The 20,085-nt window shown below is 69.0% G+C and carries 17 protein-coding genes and 2 pseudogenes; 4 read left to right on the top strand and 15 right to left on the bottom strand.

Translation table 11 applies throughout. The features are described from left to right. Window positions 1-246: 246 nt before the first annotated feature. Window positions 247-585, top strand: a complete 339-nt coding sequence (locus tag Manayef4_RS26490) for a transposase family protein (RefSeq protein ID WP_083503475.1) — start codon at window positions 247-249, stop codon at window positions 583-585. A 12-nt stretch (window positions 586-597) separates the two neighbouring features. Here Manayef4_RS26490 and Manayef4_RS23435 read toward each other — a convergent pair. Continuing rightward, window positions 598-1,392, bottom strand: a pseudogene (locus Manayef4_RS23435) (transposase); the annotation flags it as partial. Window positions 1,393-1,522: 130 nt separating this feature from the next. Beyond that, a complete protein-coding gene (locus Manayef4_RS18685) occupies window positions 1,523-2,113 on the bottom strand; it encodes a group II intron maturase-specific domain-containing protein (protein ID WP_070132572.1) in 591 nt (196 codons plus the stop codon). Between the two features lie 425 nt (window positions 2,114-2,538). Here Manayef4_RS18685 and Manayef4_RS18690 point away from each other — a divergent pair, with 425 nt between their 5' ends. Then, window positions 2,539-2,739, top strand: a complete 201-nt coding sequence (locus Manayef4_RS18690) for a hypothetical protein (protein ID WP_070132574.1) — start codon at window positions 2,539-2,541, stop codon at window positions 2,737-2,739. A gap of 28 nt (window positions 2,740-2,767) precedes the next feature. On the opposite strand, the pseudogene Manayef4_RS18695 reads toward Manayef4_RS18690, so the two are convergent. The 4 genes and pseudogenes from Manayef4_RS18695 to Manayef4_RS18710 form a co-directional block, all read right to left on the bottom strand. Next, window positions 2,768-3,367, bottom strand: a pseudogene (locus Manayef4_RS18695) (transposase family protein); the annotation flags it as partial. A gap of 127 nt (window positions 3,368-3,494) precedes the next feature. Beyond that, on the bottom strand, window positions 3,495-4,331 hold the full coding sequence (locus Manayef4_RS18700) for a 2-amino-3,7-dideoxy-D-threo-hept-6-ulosonate synthase (protein WP_083282555.1): 837 nt from the start codon (window positions 4,329-4,331) through the stop codon (window positions 3,495-3,497). Continuing rightward, entirely contained in the window at window positions 4,328-5,953 is a 1,626-nt protein-coding gene (locus Manayef4_RS18705; RefSeq protein ID WP_139140143.1) for a fatty acid--CoA ligase family protein, read from the bottom strand. The genes Manayef4_RS18700 and Manayef4_RS18705 overlap by 4 nt, the downstream gene beginning before the upstream one ends. Before the next feature lie 80 nt (window positions 5,954-6,033). After that, the gene (locus tag Manayef4_RS18710) at window positions 6,034-6,213 is read right to left on the bottom strand and encodes a thiazolylpeptide-type bacteriocin (protein WP_023841539.1); all 180 of its coding nucleotides are present in this window, start codon (window positions 6,211-6,213) and stop codon (window positions 6,034-6,036) included. A 233-nt stretch (window positions 6,214-6,446) separates the two neighbouring features. Here Manayef4_RS18710 and Manayef4_RS18715 point away from each other — a divergent pair, with 233 nt between their 5' ends. Beyond that, the gene (locus Manayef4_RS18715) at window positions 6,447-8,114 is read left to right on the top strand and encodes a bifunctional 3-(3-hydroxy-phenyl)propionate/3-hydroxycinnamic acid hydroxylase (protein WP_083282557.1); all 1,668 of its coding nucleotides are present in this window, start codon (window positions 6,447-6,449) and stop codon (window positions 8,112-8,114) included. Window positions 8,115-8,183: 69 nt separating this feature from the next. Here the strand turns inward: Manayef4_RS18715 and Manayef4_RS18720 are convergent, their stop codons facing one another. The 6 genes from Manayef4_RS18720 to Manayef4_RS18745 are packed head-to-tail and all read right to left on the bottom strand — an operon-like array spanning window position 8,184 to window position 16,821. After that, window positions 8,184-8,921: an ABC transporter permease gene (locus Manayef4_RS18720; RefSeq protein ID WP_011438564.1), complete on the bottom strand. Its 738-nt coding sequence runs from the start codon at window positions 8,919-8,921 to the stop codon at window positions 8,184-8,186. Window positions 8,922-8,971: 50 nt separating this feature from the next. Then, window positions 8,972-9,889, bottom strand: coding sequence for an ABC transporter ATP-binding protein (locus tag Manayef4_RS18725; protein ID WP_070132581.1), 918 nt, complete (start codon window positions 9,887-9,889; stop codon window positions 8,972-8,974). Between the two features lie 2 nt (window positions 9,890-9,891). After that, entirely contained in the window at window positions 9,892-10,902 is a 1,011-nt protein-coding gene (locus Manayef4_RS18730; protein WP_070132582.1) for a thiopeptide-type bacteriocin biosynthesis protein, read from the bottom strand. 11 nt (window positions 10,903-10,913) lie between these two features. Then, complete coding sequence (locus Manayef4_RS25465) at window positions 10,914-13,142, bottom strand: hypothetical protein (protein ID WP_217494138.1); 2,229 nt, start codon at window positions 13,140-13,142, stop codon at window positions 10,914-10,916. After that, the gene (locus Manayef4_RS18740; protein WP_070132584.1) at window positions 13,139-15,700 is read right to left on the bottom strand and encodes a lantibiotic dehydratase; all 2,562 of its coding nucleotides are present in this window, start codon (window positions 15,698-15,700) and stop codon (window positions 13,139-13,141) included. Before Manayef4_RS18740 ends, Manayef4_RS25465 begins: the two co-directional genes overlap by 4 nt. Beyond that, entirely contained in the window at window positions 15,697-16,821 is a 1,125-nt protein-coding gene (locus tag Manayef4_RS18745) for a hypothetical protein (RefSeq protein ID WP_175443428.1), read from the bottom strand. The genes Manayef4_RS18740 and Manayef4_RS18745 overlap by 4 nt, the downstream gene beginning before the upstream one ends. Before the next feature lie 255 nt (window positions 16,822-17,076). Here Manayef4_RS18745 and Manayef4_RS18750 point away from each other — a divergent pair, with 255 nt between their 5' ends. Continuing rightward, window positions 17,077-17,712: a class I SAM-dependent methyltransferase gene (locus Manayef4_RS18750; RefSeq protein WP_070132586.1), complete on the top strand. Its 636-nt coding sequence runs from the start codon at window positions 17,077-17,079 to the stop codon at window positions 17,710-17,712. 240 nt (window positions 17,713-17,952) lie between these two features. Here Manayef4_RS18750 and Manayef4_RS25470 read toward each other — a convergent pair whose 3' ends face one another. The 3 genes from Manayef4_RS25470 to Manayef4_RS25480 form a co-directional block, all read right to left on the bottom strand. Beyond that, a complete protein-coding gene (locus Manayef4_RS25470; protein WP_254665736.1) occupies window positions 17,953-18,321 on the bottom strand; it encodes a transposase in 369 nt (122 codons plus the stop codon). Between the two features lie 18 nt (window positions 18,322-18,339). Further along, window positions 18,340-18,867: a hypothetical protein gene (locus Manayef4_RS25475; protein WP_254665737.1), complete on the bottom strand. Its 528-nt coding sequence runs from the start codon at window positions 18,865-18,867 to the stop codon at window positions 18,340-18,342. Between the two features lie 65 nt (window positions 18,868-18,932). Continuing rightward, on the bottom strand, window positions 18,933-19,415 hold the full coding sequence (locus tag Manayef4_RS25480) for an ISL3 family transposase (RefSeq protein ID WP_023841534.1): 483 nt from the start codon (window positions 19,413-19,415) through the stop codon (window positions 18,933-18,935). Between the last annotated feature and the right edge of the window lie 670 nt (window positions 19,416-20,085).

Here is a 20,085-nt window from a genome sequence, read left to right on the forward strand (position 1 = left end):
CCCGAAAGCTACGCCGCGGGACTCCACCTACGCGGATCCATCCTCTGGCTACGCAGCCTCCCGACCCCATGATCCGAACCCAGAACAGGCCCTAGGTGACGCCGCCCCGGTGGCTGATGGTGATCGTGGTGGGGTTGGGTGTCCCGGGGTGAGGCGCTGGGCGGCCTGTGGGCGTGTTCCCGGGGATGGAGGCAACGGGGCCCGGTAGGGACGGGATTGCCTAGATCTCACCCCCGGGAGGCCCCGTTGCCCGTCCAGTCTCGCAAGCCAGCAGAGGTGTCCCACCCGGCCGGGGAAGCGCAGGAGGCGCTGGCGGTGCTGGCCACGGCGGGCGGGCCGGTGGCGGAATGTTTCGAGCAGATCCCGGACCCGCGGGACCCGCGCGGGGTACGTCACCGGCTGCCGGTGGTGCTGTCGCTGTGCGCGGCGGTGCTGTGTGGGGAGAGCGGCCTGGCCGGGGTCGCGGCCTGGGTCGCCGCCGAGGGCCCCGGCGACCCGACGGGTGAGGGCTGTCGGTGGCCGAGGCCGGGGATCGCGGTCGACGGTGCTGTCAAGTTCTCGGCTCTGTCGCAGATTCGGTGGTGACGGAGGGCAACGTTAGCCGAGCAAGATCCGATGTCGGAGGAGCGCGAACCCTGCTCGTCCGTACATCTGACGCTTGATCAGTTTGGTTTTGKTGTTGACGCCTTCGGTCCCGCCGTTGTGGTAGGCGCAGGTCAGGGCGGCGTTGACGGCGTCGCGGTCCAGCTCGAGTCCGCGGGTGAAGGCGTGCAGGTGGGGCAGGTCTTCAGTCCGTGCCTGGCTGATCCAGGCGGTCAGCCGTTCGGCGTTGCCGTCGGCGGGGGTGAGCATGGCCGCGAAGGACCGTACGAGCCCAGCGAGTGCGGTCATTTCCGGGCAGGCGGCCATGAGGGTGTCGAGCAGCTCCCGCTGGTGGTCTTTGAGCTGGTCGGGGGCGGTGAGCAGGTGGCGGGTAAGGCGTCGTGGCGAGATCGCCGGCCGGTCCGACTCGACCCGGCCTTGGGTGATGTACCGGTAGAGCAGGTTGAGGTTACCGGTGTAGCCGAGATCCTTGATCTCGGCGAACAGGCGGAGAACGGGGACTGCTGGGTCCTGCTCACGCCGCTGGCGTAGGTGGTCGCGCTAGGGGTCGACGAGGGTAGGACGGTACTGCGGTGCCCGGATGAGACGCTCGGGCTCACTGATCCGCGCGTAGCGTGTGACCGTGTTCAGGGTGAGGCCGAGGCGGCGGGAGCACTCCAGCAGGCCGACGCCCTTGTCGAGCAGGTTGTGGACCTGCGCCCAGCGTTCGCGGGTGGTTATCGCCCGGGCGCCCTCGCGGATCGGCGGTGGTGCGGCCTTGGCCCGGCAGGTGCTGTGCGCGGCGACCTTCTGGCGGACGGCCTCGGCGAGGTTGTTGGGTCGGACCGGGGCGCCCTGCCGGGGTTGCTCCCGGTGGGTTTCCCCGGTCCGCCCGCCGAACCCGGCGTGCCCGTCTCCGGGCACCGGGCTCTCCACTCGATCATGCCGTCGGGGTTGGGCCTGTCAGGGCATCCGGCCAGGGGGTGGGGATGTTGCCGCCTCGGTATCGGTAGCGGGTGATCGGCACCTGGCCGAGGTGGAACAGCGTCATCCCGTCCAGTTCGATGTCTTTCCGTCCTCCGTGCGGAGTCCGGAGCCATCGCCGGATGGCCGTCCAGCTCCGGCGGTGCCGGTGCATCACCCAGCGGATCATCCGCCACCAGACGAAGGTGTGCAGACGGGCCAGGGTGTGCTTGGCGACCGCGTGCTGGAAGTAAGCGGCCCACCCGCGCGGGATCTGGTTGATCCGGATCAGTGCGATTCTGTAGTCGAGATGCGACAACTTCCGGGTCAGTGATCTGATCTTCCGTTTCAGCGACGCGACAGGTTCGTCGGCGATGAAGGGGTAGACGTGCCAGTTGTCCGTTCCTCGCTTCCGCTTCCRGACGATGCGGAAGCCGAGGAAGTCGAACCCGTCCGCGAGGTGGACGATCCGGGTCTTGGCMGGGGACAGGGCGAGCCCCATTCCCGCCAGGACTCTGCTCACCTGGCCGTGCAGGGCGTCGACGTGTTCCCGGGTGCCGTGGACCATGACGACGAAGTCGTCCGCTTATGCCGAGGTCCGGGTTATGCCGGCTCTGGCTGTGATTTGCCTGGTCAGGGCGGTGAACGGCTACCTGATCTCGGCATAACCCCAGGGCTCCGGCGAGGTAGCGCAGCGTCATAGTTGGTAGCTGTTGGTAGCCTGCCTGGTGATCACTTCTGGGCATCCGATGGGCGATTGATTGTCGCTAAAGCTCGTCGTGGATTCGTGCCATAGCAACTTGACCTGGCGCCGACCGTGATTCGACGGCGCATTTGGCGTCACTGGGCACGCGATTATCTGGAAATGCTTGACGGGATGCAGGCTCCCCGTTGAGAAAGAAGTGGCCTTCCGCTTGGGACAATGTAAGTACCACCAAACAAACCCCCAAGACAGAAGGCCACCACGTGACATCATGCCAGCCTRACCCCTGCATGTCCAACGAGCCTGTCGATTGCGAGCAGCTCGACATCTCCAGCCTGCTCGCGATGCTCGGCGAAATTCCCGACCCACGTAAGGCGAAGGGAGCGATCTACAGCCTGYGGTACATCCTGTCGACCTCGCTTGTCTCGACGATGACCGGCGCAAAGCGCCTCAGTGAGCCTTTCCCGGTAACCGCCTGTTGCGCTGTGTAGCAGCGGTGGGATGTTTGTGTGGTGGCTGTCAGGTGGTGCGGCCGTGTTCGGTGTGGAGGATGACGAGGGCGGCCTTCGTGATCTGGCCGATCTTCCAGGGGTCGAGGGTGACGTTCCGCAGCGCGCGAAAGGTGACCTTGAGCAGGGCGTTCGCGCGTTCGCCGACGGCGCGTAGCGGGTTGTGGGTCCTGTTGTGGTTCTGCTGGTCGAGGGTGAGCCCGCCGCCCTTGGCTCGCTTGGCAGGGATGGTGACCTGGTCTCGTAGCCCTTCGTAGCCGAGGTCGGTGAGGATCTCACCGCCGTCGGTGGTCCAGTCCGCCGGGACCGGTAGGGCGCCGGAGGCGCGCAGGGCGGTGGAGTCGTGTTCACGGCCGGGGCGGACGTCGGAGGTCCACAGCGGYCAGCCGTCGTCCGGGGCGGAGACCACCTGAATGTTGCCGCCGTGGTGGTGGTGCTTCCCCGACCACCACAGGTCGACGCCTGTCGTCGGGCCGGGCGTACGGAGGCGGTCGGTCTCGATGACCGTGCCGTCCACGATGACGTGCCCGTGGCCTGCGAGCTTCGCGGCGAGCAGGACGCCTGGCAGGTTAGGAGTCTCTGGTGCTTCGGCTGTGGGGCCGTCATAGAGAAGTATCTTGCGGACCGTGGGCGGCAGCCCGCCGAGGTCCGCCGGATCGTCGCTCACGATGCCGTCGATCCGCTGGTGCACAGCCTCATCGAGGACTGCGGCCCGGGCTTCGCCGGCCTCGCGGATGTCAAGCCAGCACAGCTTCCTTGCGTTCACTTCGCTGCCCTTCTGCAGTCGGTTCGAGACGAGGCTCGGATTCCGCATGGACCAGTTGGGCCACCGCCGCAGCCATCCGCCGCGGGTCGTCGGCCTGGAAGATGCTGCGGCCCATGGCCACGCCGGCGGCCCCGCCGTGCAGCACGTCGCGTACGTACGCCAGAACGTCGTCCTCACTGCGGCGGGGTCCGCCGGCGCACAGCAGGGGGACGGGGCAGGCGTCCGTCAGGTCGCGCAGGGCCGGGACGGACCCGGGGAAGGGGGCCTTGACCAGGTCCGCGCCCAGGTCCACGGCGAGTGTGACCGCGTGCGCGATCAGCTCCGGATCATGCGGGTCGCTGATCCGCGGCCCGCGCGGGTACATCATCGCGAGCAGCGGCAGGTTCCACTGCTCGCAGCGCTCCGCGACCCGGCCGAGGTCCCCGATCTGCTGGCGTTCGTCGAGGGAGCCGAGGTTGACGTGCAGACTGACTGCGTCCGCACCCRGCCTGAGCGCTTCCTCCACTCCGGTGACCAGGTACTTGGCATCCGGATCGGGTGCGTGAGCGGTGCTTGCGTTGAGATGGACGATCACCGACATGYCGGTGAGACGGGCGGGACGAAGGTGCCGGAGGCTGCCCTTGTGGACGACGATGGCGTCCACGCCGGCCTCCACCAGCTGACCTGCGAGGCCGTCGATGGTGGTGCCGCGCGGCACCACGGGTCCGTCGCTGATCGAGTGGTCGAGCGGTGTGATCGCCAGYCTGGCGGGGTGCCAGCGGTGGAGCCGGGCCATCCTCAGCGCACGGGCGAAGTGCTGTTCTGTCACAGTGCCCTTCCTCTCTGCACTGTCCCGCCGCCCAGCGCTTCCCGCTCCGCTCGGGAACGCAGTGACGCTCGGTCCGGTTTCCCGTACGCGGTGAGCGGGATCTCGGCCCATCGGCTGAAGTGCGCAGGTGCATGGGCCGAGTCGAGCGTGGCGGCCACATGGCGACTCAGCTCCTCGTCTGTGACCGAGGAACCGGGTGCCAGGACGACTGCGGCGTGCACGTGCTCGATCCGGTCCCGGTCGTGGACGCCGAAGACAACGGCATGCCRCACGTCGGGATGCTCCTGGAGCGCCGACTCGACGGCCGTCGGGTAAACCTTCTGTCCGCCGGCCTTGATCACCTGGCCGACCCGGCCGACCAGCCGCAGATAGCCGTACTGGTCCCAGTAGCCGAGGTCACCCGTGCGCAGCCAGCCGTCTCGCAGAGTGCTGTGCGTGGGGACGCCGGTCTCCAGGTAGCCGTCCATCACTGTTGTCGAGTACGTCCACACCTCCCCCACGTGGCCTCGCTCCACCTCAGCGCCGGTGTCCGGGTCACACATGCGGACCTGCACCCAGGGGAAGGGCCGCCCGACCGTCGGCAGGAGTTCGGGCTCCTGGTGGTCCAGCGGCGTGAGGCTGGAGATGCCGCCCGCTTCCGTCGTGCCGTAGAGCTGGACGATGGCGTCGCGGAAGCAGGGGACCGCCTGCGCGATCCGACGTGGCGCGGCCGGGGTGCCGCTGTAGATGAGCCGACGCAGGGACGACACATCGGTGCGGGGAAGGTCCTCATGCTCAACCAGGCGGTACAGGTGCGGAACGGCCAGATAGGTATCGGTGATCCGGTGCCTGGCGACATCGCTGAGCACGGTGCCGGCGTCAAAGCCTTCATGCAGGACCGCGCTGCCACCGGCGGCGAGGACGGAGTCGACCATGAAGCCGACAGTGTGGCTGACCGGCGTCACGGCCAGGATCCGCGACGGTAGGTGGGTATCGGTCCGGCCGGAGAACCCGCGGACGGTCGCGTTCCAGGTGCGGTACGACTGAGACAAGCTCTTGGGTTGTCCCGTGCTTCCGCTGGTGAACGTGACCAGAGCACGCGCGTCGCCGTCGTACGGGGGAAGATCAGGCAGCCGGGGCGTACGACCTGTGTCGAGCGGCACCGCGGGGTACGTTTCCGTCACGAGGGTGAGCAGCGTCGTGGCGGACGCCACGAGAGCTCGTCCCCGGTCGATGTGTGATGCGTCGACGACCAGGACGCGGGCCCCGACCTCCTCGAGGATCCGGGACTGCACCTGGCGCGACAGCATTTCGGCGTCGGTGCGGGGGTTGGCGGCCCGGACGTAGACGACGGATGCCCCGATGAGGTGTGCCGCATATCGGCAGACGAGCATCGCCGGATGATTGGACGATGCAAGGACGGCAATGGCTTCGCGTGGGCCGGCACCGCATTGCAGGAAGGTTTCTGCAGCATTCAGGATCAGCTCGGCGAGAAGCTCGGCCGTGATTTCTCTGTCACGCCAGCGCACCACGAGCGAGTTCGGCCTCTGGACCAGTCCGTAAAGAATAYGGAAAGCGCAGTTCTCATGGTTTTTCCATAAATCCGGGATTTCCAAAGAGAAGGCGCCGGTGTAACTGGTCATGGTTCCACCCGTCCGGGTCTTGACGACGGTGCGCCTGTCCGGGCAGATGGTCCGGACAGGCGCACCGCTCACTACTGAGGTCAGCAGCAGGAGGATGACGACGACGACGACGAGGAGCAGCAGAGTATGCCTGAGCCAGACGACGCACCCATCTCCGGTAGCGCGACGCTGTCGGAGACCTCCAGCACCTCCAGCTCCTCGATGTCGAAGCCGGCGAACAGCTTGTCGTCCATGGGCTTCTCGCTGGCGAGAGCGCTCATTGTTCTCTCCTTCATCATGGATTGCGTCAGCCTGTAGGCCGACAATGTGATTCTGCGGTCTGATCGGTACGGAACGCAACCGCAGCCGTATGGGGTGCTGACATTTGTCRCTCCTGACCTTACGCCGATCACTTGTCGTGTCGCAGAAAAGGGCAGAGAGAAGTCCAGGTAGTTAGCATGAATCTGGCCTGCCTTCGGTGTGCGATCGTGGGCCAGATACGGAGGACCGATAGATGAACGGCGCACTGCCGTCCACCCGAACAGGTATGGAGTCCGGCGGATCCGCCGACGACTGCCACGTGCTCGTGGTCGGCTACGGGCCCGTCGGCCAGTTTCTGTCCCTGTTGCTGGCCCGGCGAGGCTGGCGGGTCACGGTGACCGAGAGGCAGCCGCACCCCTACCCCCTCCCACGCGCCGTGGCCTTCGACRCACAGGCGGCCCGCGTTCTGGCAGCGGCCGGACTGCGCGCGGAACTCGGTGCCATCGGAGAGCCGTCACCGGACTACATGGTTGTGAACGGCRCCGGTCGGACACTCCTGCGCATCGGCCTAAGCCCCGGAGACGAGCATCGCTGGCCGGACTCGACATCGATGTACCAGCCGCGGCTGGAGGCGGCGTTGAYCGAACACGGGGAGCGGTGTGCCTCCTTGCGAGTGCTGCGGGGACAGGAGGCCCTCCGGCTCGTGGCGCGCGCGTCCCACGTCGAAGTAGGGCTGCGGGACACCGGGTCCGGTGCCGGCCGTACGGTTCGGGCGCGCTGGGTCGTGGGGTGCGACGGTGCCGGCAGCTTCGTCCGTACGGCCATGGGCGCGTCGCTGACCGACTACGGCTTCTCGCACGACTGGATGGCCTGCGACGTCGTACCGCACCATCCGGAGGAGTTCCCCGCGTGCAACGTCCAGTACGCCGATCCAGCCCGGCCGCGCGTCGCCGTCTCGGCGGGCCCTGGCCGCAGGCGCTGGGAGTTCATGCGGCTGGCCGGCGAGTCCGCCGAGGAGTTCGCCGGGGTGGCGAAGGCGTGGGACCTGCTGTCCCTCTTCGGTGTCACGCCTGCCAACGCCACGCTCGTGCGGCATGCCGTGTACACGTTTGCGGCGCGTGTCGCGAACCGCTGGCGTCGCGGGCGCGTCCTGCTCGCCGGCGACGCCGCCCACCAGATGCCGCCGTTCGCAGGGCAGGGCATGTGCTCGGGCATCGGTGACGCGGCCAATCTCGCATGGAAACTCGACCTGATCCTGGCGGGCTGCGCGGACGAGAACCTGATGGACAGTTACGAGGCGGAGCGCGCGCCGCAGGCCCGGCAGACCRTCGAGATGTCCACCCAGCTGGGCCGGATCATCTGCGTGACCGATCCGGCGGCGGCCGCCGAACGGGACCGCGCACTGCTGGCCCGCGCGACGCCGGCGACATCCGGGAAGTCGACGTCGGGACACGGCACCGACGCTGTGCCAGGCCAGGCTATGGACGGACGGTTCGCGCACCACCTGTCCGACGGCGCTCCGGGGCGAGGCACCGGACGACGTGTCCCCGAGGTGCGGCTGGGCGCTGTCGGCTCTCCGGAGCCGCGCWTGGAAATCCTGGGCCAGGACTTCGTCCTGCTGGCCCTCGGCGTGCCGGAGGCACTGCTGGAGGCGGGGCTGGCCGAGCGACTTCGGGACCGGAGTGTCCGCCTGGTACAGGTCCTGCCGGCGGGCGCGGCCCCAACCGTCAGCAAGGAGTGGGAGTCCGTCGCCGACGCCGGAGGATTCCTGCGGGCCTGGCTGGACGGCATGGGCGCGCGGGCCGCGCTGATCCGCCCCGACTTCCAGGTGTTCGGCGTCGGCAGTGACCGAGCGGAGACCTCGGAGGTCGTCCGTGAACTGCTGGAGCGTGTCCGAGTCCCGCACGCCGGCGCCCTCTGACGGCGGCTGGTTGGATCCGGTACGCGAAGGGGCGTCCGCCTTTGGGTGGACGCCCCTCGATCTGCCCGGTCAGCGGAACCGCCTGCCCTCGTCCCTGCGATACGCGAAGACCGCGAGGGCCGCGAGGACCACCGACCACAGGACGAACACGATGAGGGATGTGGTACTCGGCCTGAAGTCGCCGACGGCCGCCCACATGAGTTCGACCGCGCCACGGCTCGGCACGTACGGAGCGATGGTCTCGATGAAGCCGGGAGCCTTGCCGGGGGCGGAGAGCAGGCCTCCGGCGAAGGCGATTGGGAAGAAGACGACCTGCACTACGGCGAGGGCCGCTTTGGTAGGCAGCAGGTAGCCGATGGCCAGTCCCATCAGGCTGAAGGGCAGCGAGACCAGGACGACGACACCCACAGCCGCGGCGAACCCGACCGCCGAGATGCGGGCCGGCGTGGCCACGGCAGCGATGACGACCACCGGGGCAAGAGAGACCAGCATCATCACCAGGCCGGAGATCAGTCTGCCCCCGAACTTCGGCCACGGGCCGACGGGAAGAGTCCGGGTGTAAGGGTCCCAGGGCTGGGCGCGGTCCTCGGCAACGCCGACGCCGTGCCCGAAGAGATTGCTGATCATGACGGCAAAGACGACCATCGAAGCGGTCGCGTAGGTCGCACCTGCCGGGTCGTCGCCGGTCGCCGGAACCACGAAGAAGAGCATCGAGGCCGCAGGGAAGAACGCGGAGCCGATCACCGCGATGGGGATGCGGATGGTCTGAAGGATCTGGTAACGGGCATGCAGGAGGGTCATGGACACGGAGTCTTTTCCTTCCGCGTACGGTGGACGGCGCGGCGGTGCCGGGGGCGTCAGGCGGACGAGATGGCCATGAAGGCCTCCTCGAGCGTCGTCGRCCGGATCTCCAGCCCCGAAAAGGGCGYGCCGCTGCCCACCAGGTCGCGTACGAACTGGTCAGCGTCCCTGGTCAGCACGTGGGTGCGTCCGTCGATCTCCTCGACCTTGATGACGCCCGGAAGCGACGGCAACGAAGCGGTCACCAGGCTGACGCGCTGGACGTCGACCATCCCGCGGATCGCGGTGACGGAGCCGTCGGCGAGCACCCGCCCGCCGGAGACGACCACGATCCGTTCTGCGAGCGCCTCCACCTCGTCGAGGTAGTGACTGGTCAGCACCACCGTGCCGCCTTCCTRGTGGAACGCGCGGATGTGGTCCCACAGCACCCGGCGGGCCTCCACGTCGAGGCCGGTCGTCGGTTCGTCGAGGAAGACGAGGCGGGGCCGGCCGACGAAGGCGAGGGCCACGGCCAGTYGGCGCTTCTGACCGCCGGAGAGACCACCGGTCTGACGGTGYGCCAGATCGGTCAGCCCGAAGCGGTCGAGCAGCGCATCGCGGTCCTCCGGAGCCGGGTAGTGGGCCGCGACAAAGTCGACCACCTCGCGCGCGCGCAGTGTCTCGGGCAGTCCGGTCTCCTGCGGGGTGACTCCGATGTACCGCCGGCCCGCCGGGGTCCGAGGATCCCGCCCGAACAGTTCACAACGACCCCGGTTCGGGCGACGCAGACCGGTGAGGACGTGGATCAGGGTGGACTTGCCCGCTCCGTTGGGCCCCAKAAGGCCCACCAGCTCGCCGGCCCGCACCTCGAGGTCGAGGCCGTCGAGGGCCGTCGTGCCGCCGTAGCACCGGGTGACGCCAACGGCCCGAGCGACCACCTCGGCGGCCTGCGGCGCGGGGGTCCGCGCTGGCACAGCCAGCGGCTGGTTGACCATGATCACCCCTCGTGTGCGCTGCGATGCGGGTCGGGGGCGGCAGGCGTGCCGGACGGGCCGCCGACGGGAGCGTCCAGGGGGAAGAGCCGGACGAGCCGCGCGTACGTCTGCAGTTCGTCGACCAGACTCAGGCCGAGACGGTTGTGGAACATGTGGACGTGGGAGAGCACGATGCGGCCCGGGTGGGTCGTGCCGGTTGCGCGTACCGTGTCGGCGAGTTCGGTCAGGAGGCGGTGCCACAGGGCGAAAGCACCGTGGCGCTCGGGGTCGATGCTCCCGCGTCGCGATGCCCCCGCCGTGGACAGCGCCGGGCGGTCCGCACCGGTGAGTCGATCCAACTGCTGCTCGGAGTAGCCGAATCCGGCCGCCACCATGCCGCGCCAGGCGTGCAGCGCCTGGTGGTAGTAGTCGGCCTGCTCGCCACGTCCGCCCAGCGCAGCGCCCGCCGACACCGTGGCCCGGAGTGCGACGGCCGACCRCTCCCGGGTGCCTGGCAGGCTCGGCAGATGTGTTCTGACCAGCTCGCTGGAGACCTGGAAGAGCCGTTCCGCACCAGGCATCAGCGCTGCCCCGCCGTACCRCTCGGTCTCGGGCACGAACACCGCGCGGTGGACTCCCGGCGGCAGCGGCCCCCCAGCCGTGTCCTCAGCCTCGCCGCCGGTGGCAGCCAGACGCCGAGCGGCGGTCCGGTGGCTCTCCGCGTCGAGAGGCTCCTCGCCATCGCGCAGCGTCCCGGCACGCGCGAGCCGCTCCCGCAGGGACTGTTCGACCTGTTGCGCCTCGTCGTCGTCCAAGTCGCCGACTCTGAACCGGAGATGTGGACCAGCCTGCCAGTAGCGGATGAAGAACCACGGTTTGCCAGGTACGTCGTCGACGGTGGGGCCGATCACCTCGCCGAGTACGCGGTCATGAAGGGATCCGGCCACGGACCCCAGGTGCAGATGCCACGACCGCCAGGTTGTCGGGACGTCTCCGGCTCGGACAGGGCTGCCGGGAGCGATCGTACGGTTCACGTGTGTCTCCCTCAGCTTCGCAGGTCGAGCATCAGGCCCCGGTATCCGGGAGTTCCGCCGATCACCGCCAGCACGACCATCTCCTCGGAACCGAGACCCAGGACGCGCCGTGCCGCTGCCTCATAAAAGGCCCGTACGGGCCTGGCGTACAGGCCCGACCCGGCTGCCGCGAGCGTCAGTCCGTGGGCCGCCCAGCCGCACACGTACTGGATCGTGGTCCAGCCGCCCGGACCGTAGCGGTCGACCACGACTCGGGGGTCGACCGTGAGAAACCAGATCATCGAGGCGTGCCGAACGTCGCAACCGTTGCCCGGTGCCAGAGTGTAGCCGTAGACCTCTTCGAGACGGGCCGCAGCCGTCGTGTCCGCCGCTTTCAGCACGGTGTGGCCGTCCGCGACCTCGTACACCCCGTCGCGGTGGCCCTCGATGCCCTGGATCACGACGGTCGTTCTGATCGCGTTGGACACGCCCCGCAGGACGTCTCCGGGCGGGGGCACGCCCAGCCAGCGCACCGCGTCCTGGAGCACGGCAGCCGGGAGTACCCGCCGCCGACCGTTCATGCCATACAGGCCTCGGGGCATACGTCCGGACGTGCGTGACCACAGCAGTTCGGCCCAGGACCGCTCCGCTGCCGCGGTCACGTCATCCTGGCTGGGCGCCGCGGGTCCCAGGGTGGCCGGCGCTTCGGTGAAGGTCTGGGCCCGGTTCATGGCGAGGACGTCGGCGAGCACGGGGTCGGGAACGGTATCGGCGCCCCGCCCGGTGGTCTGCACCGGTGCCGGTCGTTCGGCCAGTTCGACGGTCAGCGGCAGCGTCCACTCCCAGGCAGGGCGCAGGCCGAACTCGCGCAGCCGCCCCTGGCCGCTGTTCGGCAGCCGGAGCCGGCCGGACAGGCCGAACAACTCCAACGCCAGGCACAGGGACCGCAGTGCGATGCCCATCTCCAGGTGGACCAGCGCGCCGCGGAACCACCGGTAGCTCGCGGGCAGCCGCGTGTACCGCCCGATCAGAAGGATCTCGCAGCCGTCGGCCGAGGGGTCCTGCGGGGGGTTGGCGCCGGCGAGGTCCACCAGCGYGTTGCGGTGGACATCCAGGACCTGCCGTCGTTCGCGGTCGGCTACGAAGGCGTGCACGGGGAACTTGCTGCGCACGGACGCATAGCCGCGGTGGTCGTTGATCGGATTCTCCGGCTCGCGCCGGTGCGGGCCGAAGGCGGTGACCAAGGCGTGCCCGAGGGCTTCGGCGGATGTGCCGGCCTCGGGTGCCCTGCCGCACGGGTAGGGCATGCGCTCCAGCAGTTCCACCGTGCCCAGGGGAAGCGGGGTGGCCGGTGCGCCGGGCTCGGTGACGCGGTCGGCGGCTAGGTCGTCGCCATGGACGACATGCGCTTCGGCGGAAGCGGCACAATTAGTGAGGGCATCAAACAACAGCTGACCAGCGAGCGCTCCCGCGAGCCTGTCCGCCCCCGGCYGGGCGACTGGTCCGCCGGAGTGCCTGTGGGCCCACGACAGCGCTCTTTCCGCCGACGCGGGCCACTGCCCGGATGCTGCCGTCGCGTCGAGAACTGGTCCGACGACCGTGGCCTCGCCCAGGCTCACCGGTACCAGCCATCCGGCCGGCCGCAGGGAGACCCGGGGGGCGGGCTCGCCGTCTTCCCCGGGAYACCAGAGCACCGCGTCGGCTTCGGCAAGTGCTTCTTTGAGTTCTTCCTGGTCACTGAGGAGCCGCGCTCCCAGGCGCTCCCCCACCGCCCGCACGGGGTCGAGGTCCCCATCGGGAGTAGCCAAAGCCAGGTGCCCGGCGCCTGCCCGGGCCAGTCCCCGGGCGGCTGGGGACACCACGGCCGCCGGRCCATAGAGCACCACATGTGCGGTCCGCAGGGCGGCGAAGGCCGCGTAGGGATCGTCAGTAAACGCCTCCAGGTGGGCGAGCGCCTCGGGGAAGCGATCCCGTTCGGCGATACCGGTTTCAGCCACAGTGAACCCTGCGGTGTCCAGGAGCATGTCGTGGCTGAGCAACCCGTCGACTACCTTGCGTACCGCCGGTCGGGCCTTCTCGGTGCCCAGGGCACGCACGAGATCGTCCTCGGTTGTGCCCTCCTCCAACAGCGGAACGCAGAGGTCGGCGATGGTGAACAGTAACTCCGGCCCGCGCATGACGAACTGGCTTGTCGGGCCACTGAAGTACACGCCGCCGGGGACCGGTGCGTAATGCAGGTAGGTACGCGACTTTATCTTCATTCCGGCATTCCTCCGTACTGGAACGTTCCGCCCGCTGGGCGCCCGATCTCGATGACCCACTCGGCGGCGTGCGGGCCGTCCCCGACGCCCGGCAGGGCCTCCTCCAGGTATCCGGGGCTGCGCCGTTCCATGAGCCTGGGCAGCACCCGCACGCTCAGGGCGCTCTGCAAGTCCACGTACTGCGGCTTCTGCCGTTGCCGGTGGGCCTGGGCGTCCTCGCCCGAGGCGATGGYCTCGCGGCGGTAGCCGTCGTCCAGGGGGGTCTTCAGGACGATCTCCGCCGGAATGCAGTGGCGGGCACGCCACTTGGTGAGGGCCAGCAGGCGGTCATGTTCGGCGGGCCCGGCCGCGACGGCATCAGCCATTTCCCGGCCGCCGTACCACCGGCGCCGGGAGAGTACGGCGGAACCGACGCGCAGCCGGGGACAGGGCCGGCTCGAGTCGCCGTCMCATCCGGTCGTCGAGTGCCAGCCACCGATTAGGTCCTCCATCAGCCGTCCACCGCTGACGAGCCAGGTAGCCACCCGTACGGGTGGCGGGAACAGTTCGGGGTGCCCGGCGCCGAGGGTGAGGACACGGGTGGGCCGTTCTTCCGCGTCGAGCACGGTGAGACCGTCGGTGTCCGGGTCATGGGCGAGCCGGAAGGTGAACCAGTCGTCCGGGACCAGGCCGTCGGACAGGACGGGTGCGTGGGCGTTGACGTTGAGACGGTGCAGACCGAGGTCCTCAACGAGYCGGTGGCCGTCCGTGCCGTACTGCCGTCGCAGCCGCTCGGCAAGATGGGGCAGTGCGGCACCGCCCAGGTCCCGGTCCGGGCCGAGGAACCGGCCATAGAGCATGCCGTGCCCGGCGTATGCGTCGTTGAACACCAAGTGCCCGTTCCAGGATTGCACGAGCACGCTGTGCGCCAGTGGTGCGGCACGGAACCGTGCGGGCAGTCCGGTGGCCAGTGCACGCACGTGCCCGGGGCTCCAGACCACCTCCTCGGTATCGCTTCGGGAGATGTCAGCGTAGAGCTTGTCCAGGACGTGTCGACGCAGAACCTGGAGTTCGTCGAGCGAGCCGTCGGCCGGGCCGATACCAGGGGGTACCTTGCCGTCGACGGCTCCGTTGTGCCGGTAGACCTCGGCGACCAGGTACGCCGCGTGCTCCGCCAGAGGAACGACGGCTCCGCGGCCGAACCGTTCCACGAACACGGCGGACAACAGGGCACGGACATCGTGGAGCCGGTCGAAGACTGACAGCAGTTCGACGCCGGCGGCAAGGTCATTGAGCCGGTCGCGCCAGGCAACGGTGGCCACTGTCCGGGGCGGCAGGACGTAGTCCTCCTCGACGAGGATCTGCGCGGGTCGACCCGCATGACGGCTGACGTCCGCCAGCGCGCTCCTCAGTCGKCTCAGTTCGGCCACGCGGTCCTCCGGCGGGGCGTCGGCGATGACTTTCAACCGCCGGGCCACATCGTCAAGACGGACGACCGGGCTGTCGGGCCGGTGGAGAAGCGCTGAGTAGGGCGCGTCCCCGTCCTCCGGCCCGTCGCACGTGCACAGGATACCCGCGCCCACGGCCTGTGCTATGGCTCGCACCGCCTGGTCGTAGTGGACTTCCGTCCGCTCTGCGATGTGGCCGGCGATGGCGCCGACACGGCGGGGGCCCATGGCCGTGGCTTCCAGGACCGACTGCGCAAGGCCTGTCACCGGTGTGGACAGCCGCTGGATGCCCTTCGCCGTGGGGCGCATGAAGTACAGCCGGGCGGAGGACTCGTCGACCTCGGCCGTCGGTGGGAGCTGGACCCAGTGGTCCAGCCCGACGCCGTCCCTCGGGGCGGTCAGCCCGGCAGCAACATACCCGAGCATCACCCGGTCCAGCCCCATGAAGGGGACGGCGCTCGCGAAGCGGATCTCGTCGGGGGCCCGACCCCGGTCATCGGGCACCGCCACGCCTACGGCGGTAAAGCGGGAGAGCGGGCTGGTGCGAATCATGGCCCGGGTGACGTACTGCACCAGACCACGCTCCGACTTGCGCAGTCGCGCGGGCAGCGGACGTGAATCCGCCAGTGCGGCGCGATACCGATCGGCGCCGTCCGACACCTCGGGCGCCACCAGGGCCAGTGCGCGGCGCAGGTCGTCGTCGGCGAGCAGGGCACCCAGCCCCTCCCGCTCCCGGGCGATGGCCTGTGGATAGGTGTCCGCGATCCGTGCCCGCAGTGCGTCGCGCCGGTCCCGCGCCGCCGCCCACTGGTCCACCGCTGGCGTAACGGCCGTGCCGCTACGCGGCCGGCGGTCGTTGTGAACGTCTCGGCGCAATGCGATGAGCCGGCCGCGTGCCTCGCGGTCGGTAGTGGCGCCAATCAGCTCGTGCAGCTCGTCGGAGCACTTCTGCGCCRCTGCCGCGAGTGTCGCTTCGGCGGTAAGGAGGTCACCAAGCACTGCGGCCAGCGCGGGGTCGCTCAGCCGGGTGCGGCGCAGCAGGTTGACGCGCAGCACCCACAGGGGCTCGAGGGCTCCTGCCGCGGGTGTGGCAGGGGACGTGGCGGTCGACTCCGCCTGCTGTACGGTCATGCCCGGCTGGCCCTCCGCTCCAACCGCTCCTGCCAGGACTCCCCCAGCACCTCGTCGACCGTCTCGGCGACGGCGTAGCAGACGTAGTAGCGGTGCAGCGGGGAGACGCTCAGCAGGGGCAGCTGCTGGTAGAAGAGATTCACGRGCAGGCGGTACGAGGCGAACCACTGCGGCGGCTCGGCGATCACACCTGAGTCGTTCATGACCCGGTGGAAGTCGCTGGGCCCGGTATCAGCCATCGACGGCCGTCCCGGTGGGCCCATGGTGGCGGGGTCGAAGCCGCCGTCGAGTTCGTCAAGCCCGTCCAGGGTCAGTGCTCCGGTGAGCACGGCGTGATCGAAGACGCCCATCGTGTAGGYGAACGCCGTCTGCCAGGCGGTGTAGTGGCGATTCATGTCGCCTTTGAGGGCGGACTCGACCAGCGAGCGCAGCCGCGGCGCGTCCGACGCCAGCCTGGCCCGGAAGGCGGGACGCGGATCCTTGCGGGCCGATGCCCAGCTCAGGAAAGCCTCCACGTGCGAGCGCAGCGAGAACACACCGTAGGCGACGCCGGCGTGGTGCRCATCGGCGAGGGCCACGAAGGCTTCCAGTACGCGGGTTTCGGCCTGCGCCCCATGCTCGGCGACGTCCTCCAGTGTGTCGATCAGGGGGAGGTCCAGGCGGCCGAGGGCGACCTCGCGGAGCGCGTTGAGGGCCACGGGCCAGCGCGCGGTGTCGCTTGGGCCGAGCCGTTCGACCGTGCCGTGCGCTCGCATCGGCAGGTAGGGAGGGGGGACCCGCTCCAGGCGGCCGAACTCACGTGCCTTTTCCAGGTAGGTTTCCTCGCTGATCGCGCTTGACGGGTCGAGCGGGCCGGCATCGAGACGGTGGGCCATTTCGTCCCACGGCGGGGGGCTGCCGCCCTGGTCCACGCGCGCCACGAGGTCGACATGCGGGCCGTGTAGCCAGCCGCGTCGGAGATAGACCATTGAGGCACCGTGGGTCTCCCGCAGCTCTCGTGCAGCCGGCACGACCGTCCGCACCAGCCATCGCGGGTTGACCGTTCCGCGGGTGAAGAGGCGTAGACCGGTCACCGTGTCGTCCGACGGCGGGACCTTGGGTTCTGCTGTCTTGACAGTCACGCTGCGACACCTGTTCGGACTTGTAGGGCTGCGCGGTCGTCACCGACCGGCTCGAACGGCTGCGGCCTCCAGCCGGAACTCCGACCTCCGAGYCACCTACCGACGATCCTGCGGATCCCCAGGGCCTGCGACAACGCGTCATCGCCCAGCCCTGACAAGAGTCACGATGTGCGTGACATGGATCAGAAGGCTCTGGCTGCTCCCGCGGCGCACCGAGTGAAGTAGCGGACGAGACAGCAGCGGACAGGAGCCGAGATGTCAGCCACACAGGAGCCCGGCACGGCGCGCACACGCCCGGACAGCGGTGTCGATGTCTTCGAGGCCCACTATGCCGGAGCCCCGGGAGCCGGCTGGGAGATCGGGCGGCCTCAGCCCGTGTTCGTGGAACTCGCCCATCGAGGAGCCTTCACGGGCCGGGTGCTGGATGTCGGCTGCGGCAGTGGCGATAACGCCCTCATGACGGCCGAGCTCGGGCTGGACACCACGGGTGTGGACGCCGCTCCCAGCGGTATCGCGCTGGCGCGGCAGAAGGCGGCAGAACGCGGCTTGGAGGCTCGGTTCCTGGTCCAGGACGTCCTCGAGCTCGAAGGCCTCGGCGAGYAGTTCGACACGCTGCTCGACTGCGGGCTGTTCCATTGCTTCGCACCGCAGGACCGTGTGGCGCTGGTGGCCTCTCTCGGCGCGGCCCTGCGTCCGGGTGGACGCTGCTTCCTGATGTGCTTCAGCGACCGGCAGCAAGGCACCTGGGGTCCGCACCGGGTCTCGGAGCGGGAGTTGCGGGAGAGCTTCGCCGGTGGCTGGCGCATCGACCTACTCGCTCCTTCGCGCATCGCCGTGACATTCAATCCGGGGGCCGCCCAGGCATGGCTGGCGGCTTTGACGAGGCTGTGAAGCTGCGCAACCCGCCGTCCCGATCACATGGCCTGCGGGCCGTCAACGGAGCATCAGCATAAATTCCACCCTGCCACGGGTCAGCAACTCATCAACGGCAAATCCTTCGACATGGACCGGATCGACATCCGACCCAGGCTCGGAAGGCCGGAGATTTGGAAGATCACCAACGCCGATGTCAACGGTCTCCGAAAACGGGATCTGTCCCTGATCTTGTGATCGAAGTAGACCCGGGCGCTGTCAGGTCGCGAGGAGGACTCGTTTGCGGAGGAGGTCGAAGCTCGCGCGGCCGTACATCTGCCTCTTGATCATTTTGATGCGGTTCACGGCTCCTTCGACCTGACCGGAACTGTGCGGCAGGGTAAGCCCGTTGAGGACGGCGTCGTGGTCACGCAGGAGACCGCGGGTGAAACGGTGCAGTTCGGACAGGTCGTCGGCGTCGACCCAACCATTGAGCCGGTCCCCGTGACGACCGGTGAGCATCTGCGCGAACGCCGTGACGCGGTCGGYGGTCTGCTGGAGGTCCGGGCAGCGCGTGAGAATCGTCTTCGACGCCAGAGTCTCGTCCTCGTTGAGGTGCTCGGGGTGGGTGAGGATCCACCGGGTCACGGTGCGGACCTTGGGAGCCTACCGTGCCGCGGGTGCGGCGGTGCCACCGCCGGCGCGTAGTGGGCGCAGGTAGGCCAGAACGACGGCTCTGCTCCCGGGGTAGCCCTGGGCTCGGATCTCCCCGAACAGCTGGCTGCCGTTGGTGATCCCGGCGTTGACCCGCCCGGTGAGGTAAGGCTCCCACGGCCGCAGAATCGAGCCGCGCTCGTCGCGGGCCTTCGCCAGAACGTCGTCAACGCTGGTCGCGCGGTAGTACTTACGGACCGTTCCTCGGGCCAGACCGAGTCGGGCGGCGATCGGTTTGATGCCCACGCCCGCGGCCTTGAGCTCCTGGACGGCGGCGTACCGCTCACGGGCATGTCGCACGAACGCCCGCTGCTCGAACTGCGCGTCCCGCGCCGCGGCCACCGCRCCGTCGAGGTCCGCCCGCGGGCCGTCCACAGCCTGCTCGGTGGACGGCGGTTCCGCCAGGCAGGAACGGTGCCGGGCCACCGTCGTCTCGACATATCCGGCGAGGTTGCTCCACAGGTGGAAGCGGTCCGCCACCTGCACCGCGTCCGGAGCGCTGGTACGGGCGCCATCGGCRTAGGCACCGGCCCGGTCCCGGCAGATCACCCGCGCACCGGGATGCCCAGCCAGCCGGCGAACGTCGCCGCTTCCCGGTCAGGCAGCAGGTCCACCGGCCAGCGGCTGTCGAGATCGACCAGGACCGTCCCGTAAACCCGACCCCGGCGCAACGCGAAGTCGTCCACCCCGAGGACCGTCACCGCCCCGACCTGCGGGTCGGGCAGTGCCCGGACCCGGCGCAGCAGCGTGTTCCGACCAGCCGGAAGCCCCATCCTGCCGGCCAGGCGTGCTCCGGCTCTGCCCGCCAACGCCAACCCGATCGCTTCGATCAACCGGTCGGCGAGCGGGGTGAACCGGGCATGCGGATGTGTCAGGCCCACGACCTGCTCCGCGAACGTCACCCGTGGACAGCTCACCGCCAGGCAGCGGAACCGCCGGATCAGCAGGTCGATCTCGACGTGAGCACCCGCGATCGCCGCGTCGACCAACCGGCGGCGATACCGCCCGTGGACCCGCTCCGAGAGCACTCCGCACCCGGGGCACGCAGCAGCAGCTCCTCGAACACGAGCCCGTAACCGCAGCCGATCACCAGACCGGTCCACCCGATCGACAACGAGACCCGCCAGGTGCGGAAGGACAACCCCAAKGTCAGATCTGCGTAGTCTCTTCACCCGGTGGGTGCCTCTCGTCAGGACGTCATCGGTTGGTGGTGGTAACCCCGATTCTTCCTGCACGGCAGGCACCCGCTCACGTTCCAACGATCTACGAACTCCCAACATCACCAGCTACTGGCGGATCTAGGTCTGATCGTCGCGCCCCCTCTCATCGATGGCGTATAGATGAGAGCTTCCTGTAGCTGCCTGCGGGCTCCGGGGACCTGTGATGTCACCAGTAGTAAGCAATGAAGTTCGAAGGGCTCTGCCTTCGGTCGGCGTCAACCTTGGGCGTCGCCCTCGTCTGGCGAGTAAGGTGCTTCCGCTGAACGCTCGGGTCGTGAAAGTTCCCACTGAACTTTCCTCACCTTGTGAATTGGGAATGTGTGATTTGGACAATTGCCAGCCACTGTTTCGACGCCTTGCTCGTATGGGTGGCCGGATGGCCGGGCCGGGAGGACGCAGATCCTCTCCACTGCTGATCCGGAGTAGAGGCTCCCGTTGACCGGTCCGGAGCGGGCCCGTTCCGCCGGCTGATCCGGAC

It is taken from the genome of Frankia sp. CgMI4 (genome assembly GCF_001756285.1).
Lineage (GTDB): Bacteria > Actinomycetota > Actinomycetes > Frankiales > Frankiaceae > Frankia > Frankia casuarinae.